Below are 17080 nucleotides of genomic sequence, written 5' to 3'. Positions count from 1 at the left end.
GAATTTCTCTAGGAGTGTTGAATGTATCAAATGTCTTATGCAGAAGCTCTTGAAGACTCTTCTTATGACAGAAGAGGGCAAGAGCGAGAGCTATTTTCTCTGGTGGTGGCTCAGCTGCACGCCGCTAAGGAGCATGGGAATAGCTCTAGCGAGGCTGCGCAGGCTTTGAAGTCAGTCCATCGTTTGTGGAGCATTTTGATCGACGATCTGGGAAATCCAGATAATGCGTTGCCCGCTGAGTTGCGTGCAGACCTTATTTCAATCGGAATTTGGTGCGTGAAGCAAGCTGATCTAATTAGAATAGGAAACTCAGACGATTTCCAAAGTTTGATTGAAATCAACGAGCTAGTCCGTGATGGCCTTAGTTAATTAAGGGGATGTAGAATGCGTTTGCACCTAAAAGCAGGTGAAAAAGTCTTTATCAATGGGGCTGTTCTGTCATTTGAGCAGAAGACATCGGTAAAGCTTCTAAATGACGCAAGTTTTCTTCTTGAAGCTTATGTTATGCAACTCGAGGAGACGACAACGCCTTTGCGGCAGCTGTATTTTTACATTCAAAATGCACTGATCGATCCAAAGACCGAGTTAGACAGTCTTCAGCGTGCCCTACTGATGTTGGCGTCTATTCGGAAAGCTGTTGAGAATACCGACATTCTTGATGGTCTTGAGCTTGTCGAAGTGAAGATTAATAAACGCCGTTACTTTGACGCTCTCCGGACGTTGAAAAAGCTATTTGATGTCGAGTTATCGATCTGGTCTGAAGACAACGAAATGGATCAAACTGAGGCTGTTATAGCGCCCTTCGCTCGTGCTGTTGGCGAAAACTAAAGGATTTTTTCATGAGTGTTGATCCAGTATCTTCCGCAAATACTACTCAAAACAATGAGCCTGTCTTCAAGCCGCAGGGCAGTGAGCAAGCTTACTTAGATTATAATGCGTTTCTAATGCTGTTCATGGAGTCTCTTAAGAGTCAGGATCCGACAGATCCGTTGGATACTGCTGAGTATATGGGCCAGTTGGCGCAGTTCTCCGCTGTGGAGCAGTCCACAAAAACGAACTCGCATCTGACATCCATGCTTCAGCAGAACTCCATCAATCAGGCTAATAATCTGATCGGTGCGACGGTAGAAGTGCCAAACGCAGATGGCACGGAAACCATGACTGGTAAAATTAAGTCTGTTCAGATCCTCACAGATGGGTCAATTGCCACTCTGGAAGATGGGACAAAAGTGGCTCTGGTGCCTGGTATCCAAATTTCTCGTCCTGCACCTGCTGCGACGACTGACACTGACACCCCTGCTGATACCGACACTCCTGACGAGTCTGATGCTACATCTTAATGGTGAAGTGAGATCATAAAGCAATGAATGAGGCAGATGCACTCGATATTGTGCGTACCGCAATTTGGACTGTGATTACAGCAACTGGTCCCGCCGTTGGTGGGGCCATGTTTGTTGGTTTGATTATCGCTCTGTTTCAAGCGCTCACACAAATTCAGGAAATGACACTTACGTTCATTCCGAAGATTGTTGTGATCTTTATTTTGATTGCCATGACTGGCCCGTATATCGGCTCCCAGATATTCTCGTTGACCGAGATGGTCTACGGACGCATCGAATACGGGTTTTAAACCTGCTTTTTCAGGTTTGCCGCAATAAGCAAGGAGGGGATAGCTCATGCTGATTTCCCTCTAGGCCACCCTCACACAAGCTTCCTTCTCCAATGTTTCGGCCTAAGTAGCGCAGTATGCTTATACCGAATTGAAGGGTGCGAATGTCTCAGACAGTGACGGGAATTGCTGCTCCAAACAGCAAACGTGATATTGGATTTGCAGTCGGAATTATCTTCATTCTGTCTGTGCTATTTCTTCCCATGCCAACGTTCATGATCGATTTCGGTCTTGCAATATCAGTTGCATTATCGGTTTTGATCTTGATGGTTTCGCTCTGGATCCAGCGGCCTTTAGAGTTCTCCTCATTCCCAACTATTCTGTTGATCGCAACCATGCTTCGGCTTGCGCTGAACATTGCGACAACGCGTGTCATTCTGGCGAACGGTCATGAAGGCCCGCTCGCAGCTGGGTATGTGATCAACGGCTTTTCTCAGTTTGTCATGAGCGGTGATTTTGTCATCGGCCTCATCGTCTTTGCGATCCTTGTAACGGTGAACTTTTTGGTGATCACCAAAGGTGCAAGTCGTATCGCAGAAGTTGGTGCACGTTTTACCCTTGATGGAATTCCTGGCAAGCAGATGGCGATTGATGCCGATCTGTCTGCTGGTATGATTGATGATAAAGAGGCGCAACACAGGCGAGCAGAACTAGAAGAGGAAAGCTCTTTCTTTGGTGCCATGGACGGTGCCTCGAAGTTTGTGCGCGGTGATGCTGTCGCCGGATTGATTATCACCGTTGTAAACATCCTGGGCGGTATCGTCATTGGCGTTACACGCTACAATATGGACTTAGCCGAAGCGGCTGATGTTTTCACCAAACTGTCTGTTGGTGATGGTCTTGTTTCGCAAATCCCGGCGCTGATCGTTTCTCTCGCAGCAGGTCTTCTTGTCTCGAAGGGGGGGACCAGAGGGTCAGCCGAGCAAGCTGTAATGGGGCAGTTAGCGGGGTATCCTCGCGCTCTCGCTGTCGCATCACTGCTGCTTTTGCTACTGTCGCTGCTTCCGGGTCTTCCATTCCTGCCGTTTGTTCTCTTAAGCGGCATATTTGGGTTTTCTGCTTACATTATTCCCAAAAGGGCGCAAGAGGCCCAAGCCGAACTCGCTAAAGCCGAGTTGCAAAAGGTTGAGATGCAGAAGGAAGTCAAGAAAGAGTCTGTAAAGGACAGTCTTGTACTTTCTGAAATTGAAATGCGTCTTGGCAAGCAGCTCACTGCCCGCCTTCTGGCCGCAAAGCCAGAAATCGGAAATCGCATCAACAAAATGCGTAAGAAGTTTGCTGAGCAATACGGGTTTGTGGTTCCAGAGATCAAGGTTACTGACAATCTCAACCTCGAACCTAAGAGTTACGAGTTCCGTATTCACGGTACTATTGTTGCCTCAGAGAACATCAAAGTTGGTGAACTGATGGTGATCGGCGGCAACCGAGAACTGCCAGCTCTTCCAGGAACTGAAACGCGGGAACCTGCGTTTGGTATGCAGGCCATGTGGATTCCGATGGCTTTTGAGCATGAAGTCAAACGTCAAGGTTATACGACCGTCGATAACCTTTCAGTTGTGCTGACACATCTGTCTGAAGTGATCAGAAACAACCTCTCACAGCTTCTCTCCTATAAGGACATGCGCAAGCTCTTAGACCGCCTGGATCCAGCTTACACGCGCTTGATCGACGATATCTGTCCACAGCACATCTCTTACTCGGGCTTGCAGGCTGTGCTGAAGCTGCTGCTTGCAGAGCGTATCTCCATCCGAAATCTATCTTTGATCATGGAAGCAATCGCTGAGATTGCGCCACATGCACGCCGACCAGAGCAGATTGCAGATCACGTACGCATTCGTATGGCGACGCAGATTTGTGGTGATATCGCTGGAGATGGGAGTCTTAAAGTCCTTCGCCTTGGTAATCGTTGGGATCTTGCATTCCATCAGGCGCTTCGCCGCGACACAAATGGTGAAGTCATCGAGTTCGATATGGAGCCTTCTCAGGTCGAAGAATTCGCAAAAGACAGTGCGGAAGTTATTCGCGAGCATATCTCTGCGGGTCATCGATTTGCTGTCGTCGTTGCTCCGGAAGCGCGCCAATATGTCCGCATGATCACCGAACGTATGTTCCCGGCGCTTCCCATTCTCTCTCATATGGAAGTGGCACGTGGCGTTGATATCGAGGCATTGGGATCAATTTCGTGACCTTGGAAAATGCTCCAGAGGCAATCTTGAGTGTCTTCGTGGTCTTTTGCCGCGTCGGAGCATGCCTCATGGCCATGCCGGGTTTTTCGTCGCCACGTGTGATGATCCGTGTTCGCTTATTCATAGCAATATCTGCAACCCTGGCGATCTCTCCTCTCATATTGGAGGTGGTTGAGCCGATCATCTCAGCTGCGCCTTTGGATGAGTTGCTGCGCATCATTTTTGTTGAACTGTTGATCGGACTGTTGATCGCAGCATTCGGACGAGCCTTCTTCGGAATGCTTCAGATGATGATTGGCGCGGCTGCAAACGCATCCAGCTTCAACCAGCCTGTCACTATTGTCGAAGAATTTCAGCAGCTACCACCATTGGCATCTCTGGTTACGCTCACCGCAACTGCCATGTTGTTTATCACTGGGGCACATGCTGATGTCTTTGTTGGACTTGCCGAGAGCTATCGGACAATTCCGGTGGGGGGAGAATTTGTTCCCGCAGCGGCGTTAGATCAGTTCTCAACCAAGCTGATGCAGGGTCTGTTGCTGGCATTACGCATCACAAGTCCGTTTTTGATCTATGGCGTTGTAATTAACCTGACTCTGGGCCTCACAAACAGACTAATGCCTCAGATGCCAGTCTACTTTGTGGCACTACCTGTTGTTATGATGGGAGGGCTTTTCATCCTCTGGCAGATCATAACTGAGCTGTTGCGCCTGTTCTATGCTGGGCTCGGCGATTGGTTGGTATTGCAGTAAAGCCATGGATAAAGCACGCATCACACGCCTCCGGCGCATTTTGAAGGTTCAGGAACAAAAAGAGCAGATGATCAAGTACGACATCGCGGTTCTTGATAGCGAAATTCAAAGGTGCGACGAAGAGAGCGAGGAGTTGGTCAGCCACTGGGGACGTCATGAAGGGGAGTTGCGTGAAGTGATGAACCGGGCGATCTCCAGGCGTCTGGAGACCAACAATCGAAGCAAGTCTCTGAAGGAAAAGCACAAGGGCGAGTTGCTCGGCAAGTTGCTTGATCAGAAAAGGCAGACCTCCATGACTGAAAAACATCATGGCAAAGCTCTGGTGTCTTATCACCGGACCGAAGAGAAAAAGCAGCTTCAGGAAATCGCCGAGCTACAGGCGGCGCCTAAGAAGGTCAGGCCCAGATAAGTCTGAGAAATTAGGGTCTTTCCAATTATATATGCCCTTCTTTTGACTAGTGGGAGTGCTCATGGCCATTCAGCCTGTCAGCGATCTTGTTCTGGACGTAATAAATCAAGCAGACCCTTTTGAGGTTAGAGCTGCCACGCGCTCTCTTAAAGCTCCCGCCGTCGTTTCAAAGGATTTGCCTGTCTCTGAGCCATCATGGGCCTCAAGCAGCTTTTCCAGGTTTATGGCGGAAGCTGACAATGCATCCGGCACGGCTCAGGCAAGAGGGCAGGAGGGTGTTGAGAGCTTAAAATCAATGGCTAACCGCTACTCCAAGAAACTTGAGACAGCTGATCTCGGTGAGAAGCTGGAAAGTGCTGTCTTGCAGACCTTCGTGAAATCCATGCTGCCAAAGGAGACTGTAAACGTCTATGGCGGCGGGACAGCAGGCACCATGTGGAAAGGCTTGATGGCGGAGCAGCTCGCAAACCAACTCGCCAAAACAGGTTCTCTTGGTCTGGCAGAAATGCTCCTGCCAGATACCATTCGTCCAACTCTCCCAAAGCAAGAGGCATAAATGTCTGAGATGATCGACAGTGAGCACAAGGAACTGGTTTTACATGACGAAAAACCAGTGGTTCAGGATACTGGGCAGCTTGATGACACCGACGCTTACATCTTGCCGGAAGACTACATTGCTCTTTCAAAAAGTATCGGACGTGTAGACAAGCTGCTGTCGACTGAAAATGAAGCTCTGATCGGCAAAGGCGATATTGATCTGGAAGAGAGCGCCTATCTCAAAGGCCGTGCGATGCTTGATCTTGATATGGCGGGCAAGGCAGTTGGCCCTGAAAATTTGCCAAGCGAGATCGTTGTCCGGCTTCAGGAGCTTCAGGAAAAGCTTGCAGTTAATATGAAGCTGCTGTCGACCCAGCTCAATGCTGTCAAAGAAGTATCTGGTCTCCTGTCACAAGTGATGAAGGATCATGACTCTGATGGCACCTATGAAACTCTGGTTGGAAGCTGGTAAAAACGTATGTTGAAAGTTCTCGTAACCGGAGTTTGGATCTGTCTCGTCACCGTCGGTGCAGCCTACTTTACAGCTCTGTACAAGACCGACTTTGATCCGATGCTGCAAAAGAATGCGCATTTGGAAGGACTGGATTATCAAAGCACACCGACCATCAACGTTCCGGTGCTCGAAGATGGCAAGATCCACGGTTATATTGTGGCGCAGTTTGTGTTCACGGTTGATAGTGAACTGCTTGCAAAGCTGGCGGTTCCACCTCATGCGTTCATCGTCGATGAAGCTTTTCGTATCATTTACAGCAAGGCCGACAAAGAGTTTGCCCAGCTGAAAAAATCTGACCTGAAGGAGTTGACCGACGAGGTCCGTGACCGTGTTAACGAACGCTTCGCGACAGATATCGTGCAGGACGTCCTCATTCAGGACTTTACATTCCATGTGCCTGCGAGTTTGAAGGACAAGATTGTTGAAAATGCTGCCAAACAGGCAGCGGCTTCATAATGTATCGACGACGATGATTATCTAGATGAATTGCCAGTATAAAATTTTGCACCGAGCCGTTGGAGTGGTCGACGTACAGGACGAGGGGCGTGATATCAGAGCCAACGCTGTGGTCGTCATGCGCCCTGGAGCTGCCCCTCCCTCCTACGAGATCCTTTACGCTCCTATTAAGCTCTCTCAGATGTCTGCGGGGATGGTTACAGGAATGACACCTCACGGTGAGGTGCGTTTGCGGCTCTCAGGCATTTACGGTGCAAAGCGACCGGTAATTCAAACAGATCAACCATACTTGGTTCTGCTCGGGGCAAGCGGGCGTAACGCCCGGATAGATACCTTTAAAATGCCAAAAACTGAGCAATAAAAAAGCGGAGCACAGGCTCCGCTTTTTGCTTATTGATTGAGATCTCTGAACCTAGGCATTGTCGCCAGTCTTTTCAGCTTGCTTGACTGCAAAGTTGGTCAGATGGTCCATCATCTCGACAGCTGCCGCTTCTGCCTTCTCTGCATCGTTGTTTGCCAAAGCTTCAGCAAGCTTATGATGGCGAATAGCAGAATCTTCGAGTTTCTCAGCACCGCGGAAAGCACTCCAGGCCCGGCGGCTCATAGTCTGTAGCGGAGCCACAGCGCGAGCTGTAAACGGGTTCCGAGAGACGGCACAGAGCACTTCATCAAAAACCTTATCTGCACGCAGGTAGCCCTTCACATCGCCTGCACGGGCCTGCGCAAGGATTTCTTCAGCACACTGGTGCAGAGCTTCGCGCTCTTCTGCGGTCGCACGCTTCACGGCGGAAGCGACGAGGAGCTGCTCCAAAGGCTTTCTGGTTTCCAGAACCAGAACGTACTCGGAAGTCTCAATCTCAGAAACAAACAGGCCTTTGCGCGGGCGAATAACGATCAGCCCCTCGGTTGAAAGGCGTTTGATGGCCTCGCGCACTGGAGTCCGGCCGATGCCGGTCCGTTCGCAAAGGTCACCTTCAGTCAGCGCCATGCCAGGCGCAAGGTCAAGGTTGACGATCAGCTCTTCAATCAGACGATAAGCTTTATCGGCAAGGCTCTCCTTTTTATGGGTCGCCAGTATCTGCTCAATAGCCATTGGGTTTCTTTCTCATCCAGGCTTTTTTGTTCTCAGGTGCTGTTCAAAAAAAGGACAGCAGTGGCAGCCCTTATAGGCGGCGGAACAGAAAATTGTATTGTTCACTCTCGTAACGTTGAGTGATCCACGAAAAAAGGGCCTGCGTTCAAGCACAGCAGACCTGTCATCTCTTAATATCAGGTTTCCCCTTACCTGAGTATACCTATCTTTGCTGATGTTCAGCAGGAAAATAGTTTCCTCTTAGTATAGGAAAAGCCTGTTTGCTCAGTAATGTGGAGGTTTCTGGTTCGCAGGTGTTTGTTCAACCAGATCCTGAATATCAAGCAGGTGGTCCTTCATCTGTCCCATTGCTGAGACGAGTCGGTCAAGAACCTGTGCCTGATTGGAGGCCACATCATTGAGTGTTTCGATCGTTTCGTTCTGGTGTGCGATATGCATTTCCAGTTCGTCGACCCGTTCCTCAAGACTCTTACTCATAACTTATCCTAGAGCGTATCTCCTTGAAGAGCCAATCGGTTCGCGAAAGAGGATACGCATACAAATAACTGAAATGACCTAAGCCAAAGGCAAGTTGCTTCAGTAGGCGTCGTAGGGGCAGGGGTCTTCCAAAACCTCAAACTTGTCAAGTCTGGGGAATGCGGCAGCGCAATAAAAATTCAAAAACACGCAGGATACGGATGTTCTATGGCATCTCTTGTGGGTTTATCCCGTTCTTTTTTATAAGGCGCTATCGATATCTCGCAATATTACCTGTCTGGCTAATTGCAATTTGTGTTGATTTCTGATGGTTATCCTATAGGTAAAGATTAGGAAGAAAACGAGAAGTCGTAAACGCAATGACAATTTGGTGATATAGTGTCGCCGTTATGGTAATGCTTTACGGCGACGTTAGGTAACGTCAATCAAGTTCTTCAATGTTAGGGGGATGCATGTCTGAGAGAAGAGAAGAAACGCTGAACCCTCTCGCGGAAGCGGAAAAAGAAACGGGTCACGCTGATCAGGAACTTTTTGGAATTGGCGATCTGGCTGAAGAGTTTGACATCTCTACCCGATCCATCCGGTTTTATGAGAGTAAAGGTCTGATCTCACCTCAGCGCGTCAATGGTGTGCGTATCTATAATCGCAAAGACAGAGCGCGCCTGGCGTTGATCCTGCGCGGTAAAGCGATTGGTTCCTCTCTCTCCGAGATCAAACACTTCCTGGACCTTTATGGTCAGCACGGGGAAGGGCACCGCCAGCAGCTTGAGTACCTTGGGTCTCGAACCGGGGAAGTGCTGAAAGAGCTGAGCGCAAGAAAAGAAGCGCTGGAAGTCACGATCTCCGAAATCCAGTCCATACATGACGAATGTATGGCTAAGCTTTCTGAAGAATAAAAACACTCCAAAACCAGCTGGATAACAGGCTTGTGTGACACACAAAACGCGTATCTGCAGGCCTGAACTCGTATAAGCTCCTGATAGTATTGTGTAAAAACTGTTTAAATAATCAAGTTCGATTCTAAAGTATAATTACGGCACCGCGAATATGTGGTAAGAATACCTATGTAATTTCAGGTAAGTAAGAAGGAATAAAACAACCTGAGGATGCTGTTCTAGGTAGTCATACCGATTAGACAGTGCTTCTGAAATTTTTAATTATTTCCGAAGTCAGAAACGAAACTTAATGTTCTAAAATCGACCATCGAAGAATTAATCGCATATGATTGTGCGATGTCGTTGATTTGGTTTGTGCTATGAGTGGGTAATCTCGTCGCGGAATTACGTGTAAGCCGAAATCGAAAAACCTGAAGAATGTATCTCGCAGCGAAACTGCGTCATACATCTTTATGTGGAGAAGACGGCCTTCCATCCTTCCGTTGCCGAATAATCTCTCAAAGCCAAAATTCCTGAATAAACTGCAGCAATAAGCAGTGTTGAAGAACAACTGGAACAAGCAATAAAACGGAATGAGAATACCAATGTCCTTGAAAAAAAACCTCTTGCTTGGTGGTAGCCTGTTCGCAGCAGCAGTTGTGGCTGGCCCTGTAATGGCAAAAACTCTCGTGTACTGTTCTGAAGGGTCTCCGGAAGGCTTTACACCGTCTCTGTACACCGCAGGCACCACATTTGATGCAAGCTCGCGTCAGATCTACAACAAGCTGGTGGAGTTCAAGCCTGGCACAACCGAAGTTGCTCCGGCACTGGCTGAAAGCTGGGAAGTTTCTGAGGATGGCAAGGAATACACCTTCCACCTTCGCAAGGGTGTAAAATTCCACGACACAAAGTGGTTCACACCAACCCGTGATTTCAATGCCGATGACGTGATCTTCTCATTCGACCGTCAGGGCAACAAAGAAAACCCATATCATAACGTGTCTGGCGGTACCTACGAGTACTTCAACGCCATGGACATGCCTGACCTGATCGACAGCATTGAAAAGATTGATGACTACACCGTCAAATTCAAGCTGACCCGTCCAGAAGCTCCGATGATTGCGAACCTGGCAATGGACTTCGCATCCATTCAGTCAGCAGAATACGCAGACGCAATGGTGAACAGCAAGGACACCTTTGATCAGAAGCCAGTTGGTACCGGTCCTTTCCAGCTCGTTGGCTACCAGAAAGACGCTCTGATCCGCTATAAAGCAAACCCTGATTACTGGAATGGCAAAGCGCCACTCGACAATCTGGTCTTTGCAATCACACCAGATGCATCTGTGCGCTATCAGAAGCTCACTGCAGGTGAATGTCAGGTTATGGCATATCCAAACCCGGCTGACCTGGATGCAATGTCCAAAGATCCAAACATCACCCTTCTGCAGCAAGAAGGTTTGAATGTTGGCTACATGGCATACAACACCCAGCAGGCACCGTTTGATAATCCAAAAGTGCGTAAAGCGCTGAACATGGCTATCAACAAGCAGGCAATTCTGGACGCAGTATTCCAGGGCGTCGGCCAGATCGCGAAAAACCCGATCCCGCCAACAATGTGGTCCTACAACAACGAAATTGTTGATGACCCATATGATCCGGCAGCAGCAAAAGCGGCTTTGGAAGCGGAAGGCGTCAAAGATCTGACAATGAAGATCTGGGCGATGCCTGTACAGCGTCCATACAACCCGAATGCGCGTCGTATGGCTGAAATCCTTCAGGCTGACTTTGCGAAAATCGGTGTTAAAGTTGAGATAGTCAGCTACGAGTGGGGTGAGTATCTTAAACGTTCTTCTGACATCAATCGTGACGGCGCAGTTCTGCTCGGTTGGACTGGTGATAATGGTGACCCGGATAACTTCCTTGCAGTGCTGATGTCTTGCGATGCAGTGGGTGGTTCCAACCGTGCGCAGTGGTGTAATAATGAATTTAATGATCTTGTTGTACAAGCGAAACAGGTATCTGACGTAGATGAACGCACAAGACTTTATGAGGAAGCTCAGGTAGTATTCAAACGTGAGGCGCCTTGGGCAACTATTGCGCATTCCCTTGTCTCTGAGCCGATCAGTGTTCGTGTTGAAAACTACAAGATTGATCCGTTTGGTGGCCATTACTTCTATGGCGTAGATCTGAAGTAGAAATAATTTTCCGCTGGACAATTTGTATCCCGGCGATGTATTCGCCGGGATACTTTTTTGGAAAAGTCTTCCATACCGCAAGTGGTGGCTTGCGGATAAACAATCCTCTGATTGGTGTGACTGAAGTATGCTTCGTCTCATATTAAAAAAACTGGGTTTGCTCATCCCGACCTTTATCGGGGTTACCTTGACCTCGTTCTTCTTCATTCGCCTGCTGCCAGGCGATCCAATTCTGCTTTTGGCTGGCGAACGCGGTGTAAGCCCTGAGCGCTATCAAGAACTTATGGTGCAGTTCGGCTACAATGAACCGATCTGGCAACAGTATTTCACTTACTTGGGCAATTTGGTTCAAGGGGATCTTGGCGTATCTATTGTCACAAAACAGCCTGTTCTTCAGGAGTTTATGACGCTCTTCCCGGCAACGGTAGAGCTTGGCCTCTGTGCAATTCTGTTTGCAATCGTCGTGGGGCTGCCTGCTGGTATTATCGCAGCTGTAAAGCGCGGTAAGGCACTGGACCACACTGTTATGACAACAGCGTTGGCCGGTTATTCCATGCCAATCTTCTGGTGGGGCCTGCTGCTGATCATCTTCTTCTCCGGCATTTTGGGGTGGACACCTGTTTCAGGTCGTATCTCTCTGTTGTACTGGATTGAGCCTGTTACAGGCTTCATGTTGATCGACACATTGCTCTCAGATGAGCCTGGTGCATTCACCTCGGCTGTAAGCCATCTGATTCTCCCAACCATTGTTCTGGGCACTATTCCACTGGCAGTTATTGCGCGTCAGACGCGCTCTGCCATGTTGGAAGTTCTGGATGAAGATTATGTGCGTACTGCACGTGCAAAAGGTCTCTCCAACTTCCGTGTGGTCGGCATTCATGCTCTGCGTAATGCGCTCATTCCGGTCATCACCATTATTGGTTTGCAGATCGGCGTGCTGTTTGGCGGCGCAATCCTGACTGAGAGCATCTTCTCCTGGCCGGGAATCGGCAAATGGATGGTTGATAGTATTTTCCGTCGTGACTACCCGGTTGTGCAGGGCGGTCTTTTGATGATTGCTGCAATCGTCATGATCGTGAACCTGATTGTAGACCTGATGTACGGTCTGGTTAATCCGAAAATTCGGCATACGGAGTAAATCATGGCTGACGTGACACAAAATTCCGGACCGGATACCCGGTTTGAACTTATCGTCAATTTCTGGAGACATTTCCGCACCAACAAAGGGGCTGTTGCGGGTCTGATCTTCTTCCTGACGCTTGTTGTTATTGCTCTGGGGGCAAGTGTTTTTGCACCTCACTCACCAATCGAACAGTACCGTGATGCACTGCTTCTGCCACCTGCGTGGCAGGAAGGTGGAAGCTGGTCTTACGTTCTTGGCACAGACGCTGTGGGTCGTGACCTGCTGTCTCGCCTGATTTACGGCAGCCAGTTCTCGCTCTTCATTGGTGTGGTGGTTGTATCTGTTGCGCTTGTTGTTGGTGTGTGTCTCGGTCTGGTGGCCGGTACGTTTGGTGGTTGGGTTGATACCATCATCATGCGTATCATGGACATCATTCTGGCATTCCCGTCCTTGCTGTTGGCTTTGGTGCTTGTTGCTATTCTCGGCCCATCGCTCCTTAATGCGATGATCGCGATTGCGATTGTGCAGCAGCCATACTATGTGCGTCTCACCCGAGCATCAGTGATGTCCGAAATGAGCCGTGAGTATGTGATGGCCGCGCGTGTTTCCGGTGTTGGTACTCTGCGTCTGATGTTCGTGACTGTGCTGCCAAACTGTATGGCTCCACTCATCGTGCAGGCAGCGCTCTCATTCTCCACCGCGATCCTTGATGCAGCGGCTCTGGGCTTCCTCGGTATGGGTGCTCAGCCACCTCAACCAGAATGGGGCACGATGCTTGCTGAATCCCGCGAGTTCATCCTGCGTGCGCCGTGGGTTGTCACCTTCCCAGGTATTGCGATTTTAACCACAGTGCTGGCGATCAACTTGATCGGTGATGGTCTGCGTGACGCTCTCGATCCTAAGCTGAAGAGGAGCTGACGATGGCCCTTCTTGAAATTGAAAACCTAACGGTTGAATTCGACACGGTTGATGGACGTTTCCGGGCTTTGGATGGTGTGAGCTATTCCGTAGATCCAGGTGAAGTTCTCGCTGTTGTGGGTGAAAGTGGATCTGGTAAATCTGTAGCCATGTTGGCTGTTATGGGCCTGCTGGCCAATAATGGACATCTATGGGCGGACAAGCTGGAGTTCGAAGGAATTGACCTTCTGACCATGTCTGCAAAAAAGCGCCGCGAGATCATTGGTAAAGACATTTCCATGATCTTCCAGGAGCCAATTGCAAGCTTGAACCCGTGCTTCACTGTCGGTGCTCAGATTGATGAGACCCTCAAAGAGCACACCACAATGAGCCGCGGTGAACGTAAAACCCGTGCGATTGAGCTGCTCGACTCCGTTGGGATGCCTGAATCTGCGAAGGCACTGAAAAAGTACCCACACCAGATGTCTGGTGGTCAGTGCCAACGTGTGATGATTGCCATGGCAATTGCGTGTAAGCCAAAGTTGCTGATCGCTGATGAGCCAACAACTGCGCTCGACGTGACCATTCAAAAGCAGATCCTCGATCTGCTCCTTGATCTGCAGCATGAAAGCGGCATGGGCCTGATCATGATCACCCATGACATGGCGGTGGTTGCAGAAACAGCTGACCGTGTGGTGGTTCAGTACAAAGGCAAGAAGATGGAAGAGGCAGATGTTCTCTCACTCTTTGAAAGCCCAAAGAACCCGTACACTAAGGCTCTGCTTTCCGCGCTTCCTGAAAACGCAACAGGCGATCGTTTGCCAACGGTCTCTGATTTTCACCTCGGCGATGAAGGAGCTGCATAATGGCTGACGATATCATCCTCGAAGCGCGCAATCTGGTTCGCGAATACCGGACCAAAGAAGGTCTCTTCGGAAAAGAGCATGTTAACCGTGCTCTGAAGGGCATCAGCTTTAGTCTGGAACGCGGCAAAACGCTTGCTGTGGTGGGAGAATCAGGCTGTGGCAAGTCCACACTGGCGCGTATTCTGACCTTGATCGATCCGGCAACCTCAGGCGAGCTCCTCATTGAGGGCAAGCCGATCAACATCTCAAAGGAAAAGTTGTCCAAGGACATGCGCTCCAAGGTGCAGATCGTGTTCCAGAACCCGTATGGGTCTTTGAACCCGCGCCAGCGTGTTGGTGACGTTCTCACTGAACCTTTGATGATCAACACTAACTTGTCTCCAGCTGAACGCCGTGACAAGGCGATGGAAATGCTGGTCAAAGTCGGTCTTGGTCCTGAGCATTTCAACCGCTATCCGCACATGTTTTCTGGCGGTCAGCGTCAGCGTATCGCGATTGGTCGTGCACTGGTTCTCAACCCGTCACTCCTCATTCTTGATGAGCCTGTTTCAGCGTTGGACTTGTCCGTTCAGGCCCAGATACTCAACTTGCTTGCGGATTTGCAGGACGAGTTCAATCTGACCTACTTGTTCATCTCCCACGATTTGTCTGTGGTGCGCTACATCGCGAACAAGGTCATGGTGATGTATTTTGGTGAAGTGGTGGAATATGGCACACGCGACGAAGTGTTTGGAAACCCTCAGCATGAGTATACTCAGACACTGTTCAACGCGACGCCTCAGGCAGATGTCGCCCACATCAAAGCGCGGCTTGCTGCTTCTCACTAAGTTGATTGTGTAATTTGAAAAATGAAAGGGCGGTTCCCAGTGGGGAGCCGCCCTTTGTCATTTCATTAACGATTTTCCCAATTCAGTGCGATGTTGAAACAATTTCTTTGAAAAATGCGCAATTAAGAGGAGATTTTACCGAGAATTACGTATATGGTACTCCCGTTTGCAGCTGTTGCATATGGGGTGTGCTGGGGAGGGCACAATGCAGCGGAGGGAGGTATTTTGTGCTCTATCCGCGCTATTTCTTCCTGAAATCATTCTGAACATGGCTTCTTCTTTGAGAAGAGGTTCGTAGGCTTGAGGTGAGCCTGCGGTGTGGCGCTGCAAAATCCTATGAGAAGAACTGCATCAAGCAGCTTCGATAAATGATCAAAGGCCTTGGCTTTTGCATTCACTTTAGGTGATTGGGGACACGAGAAATGAAAAAATCAATTCTTATGGGCAGTGTGTTGGCTGCAACAATGGCGTTTGCTGCACCAGGCATGGCCAAAACACTGGTATACTGCTCAGAAGGTTCTCCTGAGGGCTTCACACCAGCGCTCTACACAGCAGGCACAACATTTGATGCGTCTTCCCGCCAGATCTTCAACAAACTGGTTGAGTTTGAGCGCGGTACAACAAGCATTGCTCCGGCACTGGCTGAAAGCTGGGACGTATCTGAAGATGGTAAGGAATACACCTTCAAGCTGCGTAAGGGCGTAAAATTCCACACCACCAAAGACTTCACTCCAACGCGTGATTTCAACGCGGACGACGTGATCTTCTCCTTCGACCGTCAGGGCAACAAAGAAAACCCATATTTCGGCGTTTCCGGCGGTAACTACGAATACTTCAACGCAATGTCCATGCCTGATCTCATCAAAGAGATCGTGAAGGTAGACGACTACACTGTGAAGTTCGTTCTGACCCGTCCAGAAGCTCCGATGATCGCAAACCTTGCGATGGATTTTGCTTCCATTCACTCTGCTGAATATGCAGAGAAGATGATGAACAATCAGGATGCATTCGATCAGAACCCTGTAGGCACCGGCCCATTCCAGTTGGTTGGCTATCAGAAAGATGCGATCATTCGCTATAAAGCAAACCCGGATTACTGGGCTGGCAAAGCACCAATCGACAATCTGGTATTCGCGATCACTCCTGATGCATCCGTTCGCTATCAGAAGCTGAAAGCTGGCGAATGTCATGTGATGACTTATCCAAACCCTGCTGACATTGCAGCAATGAAGGAAGATCCATCGATCAACCTCATGCAGCAGGAAGGTCTGAACGTTGGGTATCTGGCATACAACACCCAGCAGGCGCCTTACGACAATCCAAAGGTGCGTAAAGCGCTGAACATGGCTGTCAACAAGCAGGCAATTCTGGGTGCGGTGTTCCAGGGTGCTGGTAAAGTCGCTTCCAACCCAATTCCGCCAACCATCTGGTCTTACAATGCAGACCTTCAGGATGATAAATATGATCCGGTTGCTGCAAAAGCTGCTCTGGAAGCGGAAGGCGTTAAAGATCTGAAGATGAAGATCTGGGCGATGCCTGTTCAGCGTCCATACAACCCGAACGCACGTCGTATGGCTGAAGTTATTCAGGGCGACTTCGCGAAGGTTGGTGTTGACGTTGAGATCGTTTCCTACGAGTGGGGTGAGTACCTGAAGCGCTCTAAAGAGCTGGACCGTGACGGTGCTGTTCTGCTCGGCTGGACTGGTGACAATGGTGACCCGGACAACTTCCTCGCAGTTCTTCTTGGCTGTGACGGTGTTGGTGGTTCCAACCGCGCTCAGTGGTGTAACGCTGAATTTGAAGACCTGATCCAGAAAGCGAAAGTAACTGCTGACGTTGCTGAGCGTACCAAGCTCTATGAGCAGGCACAGGTGGTCTTCAAGCGTGAAGCTCCATGGGCAACCATCGCTCACTCTGTTGTTTCTGAGCCTATCTCTGTGAAGGTTGAAAACTACAAGATCGATCCATTCGGTGGTCACATCTTCTACGGCGTTGACCTCAAGTAATTCAGAGTTCTCTCTGGAATACGAAAAGCCCCGGCCATGTGCCGGGGCTTTTTTGTTTTTGTATGCGGGTGTGTAAAAACTTACCCCCCTGGCTCGAAATCATGCCCATACTAAGCGCATGCCTACGTAACGGGCTACTGGCGGAGCGACCGTCAGTATGTCGTAGGTTGGGCGGGGCTTCTGGAAGACGTAACGCAC

Annotated in this window: 20 protein-coding genes; 18 read left to right on the top strand and 2 right to left on the bottom strand. The window is 49.4% G+C overall.

The window, feature by feature from the left end; genetic code table 11:
* Nucleotides 1-21: 21 nt before the first annotated feature.
* From flaF to PsWM33_RS02090, 11 genes are all read left to right on the top strand, one after another.
* Entirely contained in the window at nt 22-369 is a 348-nt protein-coding gene (flaF, locus tag PsWM33_RS02140; protein WP_063296428.1) for a flagellar biosynthesis regulator FlaF, read from the top strand.
* A 15-nt stretch (nt 370-384) separates the two neighbouring features.
* Nucleotides 385-828, top strand: coding sequence for a flagellar biosynthesis repressor FlbT (locus PsWM33_RS02135; RefSeq protein WP_063296429.1), 444 nt, complete (start codon nt 385-387; stop codon nt 826-828).
* Between the two features lie 11 nt (nt 829-839).
* Complete coding sequence (gene flgD / locus PsWM33_RS02130) at nt 840-1340, top strand: flagellar hook assembly protein FlgD (RefSeq protein WP_208981850.1); 501 nt, start codon at nt 840-842, stop codon at nt 1338-1340.
* A gap of 23 nt (nt 1341-1363) precedes the next feature.
* A complete protein-coding gene (fliQ, locus tag PsWM33_RS02125) occupies nt 1364-1630 on the top strand; it encodes a flagellar biosynthesis protein FliQ (RefSeq protein ID WP_063288348.1) in 267 nt (88 codons plus the stop codon).
* A gap of 143 nt (nt 1631-1773) precedes the next feature.
* Nucleotides 1774-3855 carry a flagellar biosynthesis protein FlhA gene (gene flhA, locus PsWM33_RS02120; protein ID WP_063299052.1) on the top strand — a complete coding sequence of 694 codons (2082 nt, stop codon included), beginning with the start codon at nt 1774-1776 and terminating at the stop codon, nt 3853-3855.
* Nucleotides 3852-4607: a flagellar biosynthetic protein FliR gene (locus PsWM33_RS02115; protein ID WP_208986621.1), complete on the top strand. Its 756-nt coding sequence runs from the start codon at nt 3852-3854 to the stop codon at nt 4605-4607. The genes flhA and PsWM33_RS02115 overlap by 4 nt, the downstream gene beginning before the upstream one ends.
* Before the next feature lie 4 nt (nt 4608-4611).
* Nucleotides 4612-5016 carry a hypothetical protein gene (locus PsWM33_RS02110; protein ID WP_063299051.1) on the top strand — a complete coding sequence of 135 codons (405 nt, stop codon included), beginning with the start codon at nt 4612-4614 and terminating at the stop codon, nt 5014-5016.
* Nucleotides 5017-5077: 61 nt separating this feature from the next.
* Nucleotides 5078-5572: a rod-binding protein gene (locus tag PsWM33_RS02105; protein ID WP_063296433.1), complete on the top strand. Its 495-nt coding sequence runs from the start codon at nt 5078-5080 to the stop codon at nt 5570-5572.
* Nucleotides 5573-6025 carry a hypothetical protein gene (locus tag PsWM33_RS02100; protein WP_063299050.1) on the top strand — a complete coding sequence of 151 codons (453 nt, stop codon included), beginning with the start codon at nt 5573-5575 and terminating at the stop codon, nt 6023-6025.
* 6 nt (nt 6026-6031) lie between these two features.
* Nucleotides 6032-6523, top strand: coding sequence for a flagellar basal body-associated FliL family protein (locus PsWM33_RS02095; RefSeq protein ID WP_063296434.1), 492 nt, complete (start codon nt 6032-6034; stop codon nt 6521-6523).
* Between the two features lie 64 nt (nt 6524-6587).
* The gene (locus tag PsWM33_RS02090) at nt 6588-6884 is read left to right on the top strand and encodes a hypothetical protein (RefSeq protein WP_208980746.1); all 297 of its coding nucleotides are present in this window, start codon (nt 6588-6590) and stop codon (nt 6882-6884) included.
* 51 nt (nt 6885-6935) lie between these two features.
* On the opposite strand, the gene PsWM33_RS02085 is transcribed toward PsWM33_RS02090, so the two are convergent.
* Together PsWM33_RS02085 and PsWM33_RS02080 are read right to left on the bottom strand one after the other, a co-directional pair.
* Entirely contained in the window at nt 6936-7616 is a 681-nt protein-coding gene (locus PsWM33_RS02085) for a GntR family transcriptional regulator (RefSeq protein ID WP_063288353.1), read from the bottom strand.
* A gap of 264 nt (nt 7617-7880) precedes the next feature.
* A complete protein-coding gene (locus tag PsWM33_RS02080; protein WP_063299049.1) occupies nt 7881-8093 on the bottom strand; it encodes a SlyX family protein in 213 nt (70 codons plus the stop codon).
* 452 nt (nt 8094-8545) lie between these two features.
* Between PsWM33_RS02080 and PsWM33_RS02075 the strand changes: the two genes are divergently transcribed.
* From PsWM33_RS02075 to PsWM33_RS02045, 7 genes are all read left to right on the top strand, one after another.
* A complete protein-coding gene (locus PsWM33_RS02075) occupies nt 8546-8989 on the top strand; it encodes a MerR family transcriptional regulator (RefSeq protein WP_063299048.1) in 444 nt (147 codons plus the stop codon).
* A 584-nt stretch (nt 8990-9573) separates the two neighbouring features.
* Nucleotides 9574-11163, top strand: a complete 1590-nt coding sequence (locus PsWM33_RS02070; RefSeq protein ID WP_275078540.1) for an ABC transporter substrate-binding protein — start codon at nt 9574-9576, stop codon at nt 11161-11163.
* A gap of 127 nt (nt 11164-11290) precedes the next feature.
* Nucleotides 11291-12301 carry an ABC transporter permease subunit gene (locus PsWM33_RS02065; RefSeq protein WP_057466044.1) on the top strand — a complete coding sequence of 337 codons (1011 nt, stop codon included), beginning with the start codon at nt 11291-11293 and terminating at the stop codon, nt 12299-12301.
* A 3-nt stretch (nt 12302-12304) separates the two neighbouring features.
* Complete coding sequence (locus PsWM33_RS02060; RefSeq protein ID WP_063296435.1) at nt 12305-13204, top strand: ABC transporter permease subunit; 900 nt, start codon at nt 12305-12307, stop codon at nt 13202-13204.
* A gap of 2 nt (nt 13205-13206) precedes the next feature.
* On the top strand, nt 13207-14049 hold the full coding sequence (locus PsWM33_RS02055) for an ABC transporter ATP-binding protein (protein ID WP_063296436.1): 843 nt from the start codon (nt 13207-13209) through the stop codon (nt 14047-14049).
* Nucleotides 14049-14876: an ABC transporter ATP-binding protein gene (locus tag PsWM33_RS02050; RefSeq protein ID WP_063296437.1), complete on the top strand. Its 828-nt coding sequence runs from the start codon at nt 14049-14051 to the stop codon at nt 14874-14876. The genes PsWM33_RS02055 and PsWM33_RS02050 overlap by 1 nt, the downstream gene beginning before the upstream one ends.
* Before the next feature lie 422 nt (nt 14877-15298).
* Complete coding sequence (locus PsWM33_RS02045) at nt 15299-16882, top strand: ABC transporter substrate-binding protein (protein WP_063296438.1); 1584 nt, start codon at nt 15299-15301, stop codon at nt 16880-16882.
* The last annotated feature ends 198 nt before the right edge of the window (nt 16883-17080 follow it).

It is taken from the genome of Pseudovibrio sp. WM33, assembly GCF_001623165.1.
Taxonomy (GTDB): domain Bacteria; phylum Pseudomonadota; class Alphaproteobacteria; order Rhizobiales; family Stappiaceae; genus Pseudovibrio.
The sequence above is the reverse complement of the archived record's forward strand: the minus strand, read 5'-3'. Positions and strand labels throughout refer to the sequence as shown.